At 64.8% G+C, this 4844-nt stretch carries 5 protein-coding genes; 3 read left to right on the plus strand and 2 right to left on the minus strand.

Annotated elements, in window-relative coordinates; translation table 11 throughout:
* Nucleotides 1-132 precede the first annotated feature (132 nt).
* Together hisC and ENZ75_RS21165 are read left to right on the plus strand one after the other, a co-directional pair.
* The gene (gene hisC, locus ENZ75_RS21160; protein WP_063169099.1) at nt 133-1242 is read left to right on the plus strand and encodes a histidinol-phosphate transaminase; all 1110 of its coding nucleotides are present in this window, start codon (nt 133-135) and stop codon (nt 1240-1242) included.
* Between the two features lie 5 nt (nt 1243-1247).
* Nucleotides 1248-2183, plus strand: coding sequence for a prephenate/arogenate dehydrogenase family protein (locus ENZ75_RS21165; protein WP_027162911.1), 936 nt, complete (start codon nt 1248-1250; stop codon nt 2181-2183).
* A gap of 7 nt (nt 2184-2190) precedes the next feature.
* On the opposite strand, the gene ENZ75_RS21170 is transcribed toward ENZ75_RS21165, so the two are convergent.
* Together ENZ75_RS21170 and ENZ75_RS21175 are read right to left on the minus strand one after the other, a co-directional pair.
* The gene (locus ENZ75_RS21170) at nt 2191-3114 is read right to left on the minus strand and encodes a sugar kinase (protein ID WP_063169098.1); all 924 of its coding nucleotides are present in this window, start codon (nt 3112-3114) and stop codon (nt 2191-2193) included.
* Nucleotides 3115-3121: 7 nt separating this feature from the next.
* The gene (locus ENZ75_RS21175) at nt 3122-4120 is read right to left on the minus strand and encodes a DUF2125 domain-containing protein (protein ID WP_063169097.1); all 999 of its coding nucleotides are present in this window, start codon (nt 4118-4120) and stop codon (nt 3122-3124) included.
* A gap of 142 nt (nt 4121-4262) precedes the next feature.
* Here ENZ75_RS21175 and ENZ75_RS21180 point away from each other — a divergent pair, with 142 nt between their 5' ends.
* The gene (locus tag ENZ75_RS21180) at nt 4263-4784 is read left to right on the plus strand and encodes a gamma-glutamylcyclotransferase (RefSeq protein ID WP_013529391.1); all 522 of its coding nucleotides are present in this window, start codon (nt 4263-4265) and stop codon (nt 4782-4784) included.
* Nucleotides 4785-4844: the final 60 nt, after the last annotated feature.

Genomic DNA, 4844 nt, shown 5'->3' on the forward strand with positions numbered 1-4844 from the left:
TTCTAGGGCTGTGGCGCGCCGGCGTCAACGGCCTGCCTTGGGCGGGAGGCTGTCGCCTCTCGACATTGCAGGCCACGGCTTGTATTTCCGCTGCGGCTTCCCTCAGGAAGCGTTCTCGACGGATTTTGCGACATGAGCCAGACACCGGACCAGGCACGTCCAACCCCGCGCGCGGGCATCATGGACATAGACGCCTATGTGCCGGGCAAGAGCACGGCGCCTGCCGGCGTCGCCAAGGTCCACAAGCTGTCCTCCAACGAGAACCCGCTCGGGCCCTCGCCGAAGGCGATCGAAGCCGCGCGCGAGATTGCCGGCAAGCTCGACATCTATCCCGACGGCACCGCCAGGCGGCTGCGCGAAGCGATCGCCGAGGTGCATGGCCTCAACCCGCAGAACATCATCTGCTCCAACGGCTCCGACGAGATCCTCGGCCTGCTGGCGCAGACCTATCTGGCGCCCGGCGACGAGGCCGTCATCACCGAACACGCCTTCATGGTCTACAAGATCTACATCCAGTCGGCGGGCGCCGTTCCGGTGACGATCAAGGAAACAGACGAGCGCGCCGATATCGACGCCATCCTGGCCGCCGTCACGCGGCGCACCAAGATCGTGTTCCTCGCCAATCCCAACAACCCGACCGGCACTTATGTGCCGTTCCAGGAGGTGCGGCGGCTGCATGCCGGTCTGCCCAGGCACGTGCTTCTGGTGCTCGACGCGGCCTATGCCGAATATGTCCGCCGCAACGACTATGAGGCCGGCATCGAACTGGTCGGCAGCGCAGAGAACGTGGTGATGACCCGGACCTTCTCCAAGATCGGCCTTGGCGGGGCGCGGATCGGCTGGATGTACGGGCCGATGCACATCGTCGACGCCATCAACCGCGTGCGCGGCCCCTTCAACGTCAATGCGACGGCGATCGAGGCCGGCATCGCCGCCATTCGCGATCGCGCCCATGTCGAGCGCAGCGTGGCGCACAACGAGACCTGGCTGGCCTGGCTGAGTGAGGAATTCACAAAGCTTGGATTGCGGGTGACGCCCAGCGTCGGCAATTTCATCCTCATTCATTTTCCAGAGGACCAGAAACATTCGGCAGCGGCGGCGGACGACTATCTGACGGCGCGCGGCTATATATTGCGGCGCGTTTCGGGCTATGGCTTTCCCAACGCGCTGCGCATGACCGTCGGTACCGAACAGGCCAATCGCGGCGTTGTCGCCGCTCTCACGACATTCCTGAAAAGCTAGAAACCATGACATCACCGATGTTTGAAAAGATCGCGCTGGTCGGCATCGGCCTGATCGGCTCGTCGCTGGCCCGCGTCATCCGCCGCGAGGGCCTCGCCCGCCACGTATCCATCTCGACCCGCAGTGCGGCGACGCTGGCACGGGCCGAGGAGCTTGGGCTGGGCGATAGCTATAGCACCGATGCGAGAGAAGCTGTCCGCGATGCCGACCTGGTCATCATTTCGGTGCCGGTCGGCTCGTCCGGCACGGTTGCCGAGGAAATCGCGCCGGCGCTGAAGCCGGGCGCGATCCTCACCGATGTCGGCTCGACCAAGGCGTCTGTCATTGCGCAAATGCAGCCTTATGTGCCTGAAGGTGTCCATTTCATTCCCGGCCACCCGCTGGCGGGCACAGAAAAATCCGGCCCCGACGCCGGTTTCGCCGACCTGTTCGACAATCGCTGGTGCATCTTCACGCCGCTGCCCGACACCGACCCGGACGCGTTGGAGAGGCTGTCGGAGTTCTGGCGGCGCTGCGGCGCCAACATCGACACGATGGATCCCCAGCATCACGATATGACGCTGGCCATCGTCTCGCATCTGCCGCACATCATCGCCTACAACATCGTCGGCACCGCCGATGATCTGCAGTCGGTGACCAAATCCGAAGTGATCAAATATTCGGCTTCCGGCTTCCGCGACTTCACCCGCCTTGCCGCCTCCGATCCGACCATGTGGCGGGATGTCTGTCTGCACAACAAGGACGCCATCCTCGAAATGCTGGCGCGGTTCTCGGAGGATCTGGCGTCGCTGCAGCGCGCAATCCGCTGGGGCGACGGCGAAAAACTCTTCGACCTGTTCACCCGCACCCGCGCCGTGCGCCGCTCGATCATCGAAGCCGGCCAGGACATCGACGTTCCCGATTTCGGCCGTCAGGCGGTCGAGCACCCCGCGAAGGGCTAGGTCTGTCTCAGGCAGGCCAGGTCTGCGCAACCATGGCCAGCGTCTCGGCTCGGTTCGGCGCGCCAAGCCTGCCGCCGAAGCGCAGGCATTTGAGCGCCGCGGCCGCACTGGCAAACCGCAAAGCCTGCTCGACCGGCATGGCTTCCGCCAGCCCGACGGCGAAGGCGCCGTGAAAGACATCGCCGGCGGCGAGCGTGTCGACCGCCTTGATTTTCGGCGCCGCGACATGGCGCACGCAGCCAGCGCGACGGTCGTGCCACCAACTGCCCGCCGCGCCGCCTGTCACTGCGACAAAAGCGTCGCTGCGGCTGGCGAGATCGGCGCAAGCCGTTTTCGGATCGAGCGCCTGGCCGCAGACGATGCGCGCTGCCGGCTCCGAAGCGATGATGTGCGTAGCGAGCGGCAACAACTGCTCAAGGACCTCCAGCGGCGCGGTGTCGGCATCGAGGATCGCCGGACGGCCGATGGCGCGCGCCGCCTTCAGGGCGAGTGCCGCCGCACCCGGCCAGCGGACATCGACCAGAACGGCATCGAATGCCATGAGGTCGGCGACCGGCAGGACGTCGGGATCGGCCTGGGCAAGCCTGTCATAGAACGGCACGATGATGCGCTCGCCATGCGCGTCGACCAGGATGGAGGCCAGCGCCGAGCGGGCACCTCTGACGCGCCGCACGAAGGTGCAATCGACGCCTTCGGCCTCTATGCCGGCGATGAGCTGGTCGGCGACGGCATCGTCGCCGGCACTCGCCCACAGCGATACTTCGGCGCCCAGGCGATGGGCAGCGCAGGCGGCGCTGGTGGCCATGCCCGAGGCGATCTGGACGCCGTCGGAGGCCATGAACTTGCCCTGATGCATGGGCAGCGTCTCGACGTGCAGGATGGTGTCCAGCGTCAAAGCGCCAACGCTCAGCAGCTTCACGGGTTTTGCCATGGCTGAGCTATTCGACCGGCTTGATCTTGCCCAGCGGAATGAAGCCGAGCGAGGCCTTGCCCCTGACCACCTTCAGCGGCATGGACGGTTCGTTGCCGAGCACCGCCAGGGCAGAAAAACCCTGCTCGATCTGGCTTTTCTGCTCGGGTATGGCGGTGCCGAGGATGGCCGCCACCGCCTTCGGGTCCTTCAACCTGATCATCAGGTCGGCGTTGACCAGGCCCTCGGCATCGACCGAGAGCGGTCCCGAAACGGTGATGCGCGCCGTCCCCGACGACAGATCAAGGTTGCGGATTTCGATCGCCTGGCCACGAAGGCTCTTCACCCGCGTGCCGATCAGTGCGACGCCGTTCTTCAATGTCACGTCGCCGCTGGCATCGAGCGCCGGAAGCACGCGCCCGCCAAGTGCGTCGGGGTCGACCTCGAGATCGCCGAAACTGCCGAGATAGTCGATATCCTCGCCGTTGGGCTGCAACTGACCTGATGCCTTGCCGGCACTGAACAGTTGCACCGGATCGGTATCGTCGGCCGGATCGGTCTGGCCGGAAAGGCCCTCTGCCTCCAGCGAAATCCGCCGCGGCAGCGGCCACCACAATTTGAAATTGGCCTGCAGATTGTCCCAGTCGATCCACAGCGGCACCATGTCCGGCACGGAGGTCCTGAGCGGGCCGCGCAGATTGGCAACCGGCGACAGAGGCTGGATGATCTGGGCGGCTGCGTTGAAACTGCCGGCTGAGGCCGCAATGTTCTTGGCATCGTCCTCATAGGCGAGGTTGTCGCAGGAGACGGTAAAGCTCAAGGGATAGCCGCTGACCTGGAGATTGGCGCAGCCGGCCTCGACGCCATTCTTGTTGAGCGTGGCAACCGCCTTGTCGGCCTCGCTCCTGACGCGGTCAGCCAGATAGAACCAGCCGCCGCTGTAGAGGGCGAACAGCACGACGATGAATGCTGCAAGCCAGATCAGGCGGCGACGTTTGTTCGGCTGGCGTTCGTCACTTGACGTCATGCTTTGGCTCTCGTTAACGCATGGGTATTGCGGACGGGTAGTCGATTCCGCCAGGTGGACAGACGAATAGTTAGACGGGACGGGCGGAAAAAACACCGGTCCGGGTGCGGTGTTGGCATCTTTTGCAATCAGGCGCGGCGATATGGGCGATTTTTGGGTGTTTGGCTATGGCTCGCTGATCTGGCGGCCGGGATTCGCGCATGTCGAAACACAGCGTGCCCGCCTGCATGGCTACCGGCGCTCGCTCTGCGTCTATTCCTTCGTGCATCGCGGCACGCGCGAGCGGCCGGGGCTGGTGCTCGGCCTCGATCGTGGCGGGTCCTGCGTCGGCCTCGCATTCCGCGTCCCCGGCGACTTGCGCGACGAGGTTATGGCCTATCTGCGCGAGCGCGAGCTGGTCACCAATGTCTATCTGGAGCGTCTGCTCAAGGTTCGCCTCGACGGCGGCGGTACGGTCGACGCGGTGGTTTACATTGTCGACCGCCAGCACGAGCAATATGCCGGAGCGCTCGACGCTGCAGATGCGGCGGCCGTGGTGCGCGGTGCGGTCGGCCAGTCCGGCAACAACGAGGACTATGTGCTGAGCACGCTGGAGCATCTCGAGGCGCTGGGCATTCGCGATCATTGGCTGGAAGAGGTGGCGCTGCAGGTCGCGCCTTTGTGAAGCTGGCTCTGCGGAAAAAGGCCGTCAGGCCTTTGACCTCGTTCAGGCAAGACCTAGGTT

Source organism: Mesorhizobium sp. M7A.F.Ca.CA.002.04.1.1, from assembly GCF_004022805.1.
Lineage (GTDB): Bacteria > Pseudomonadota > Alphaproteobacteria > Rhizobiales > Rhizobiaceae > Mesorhizobium > Mesorhizobium ciceri.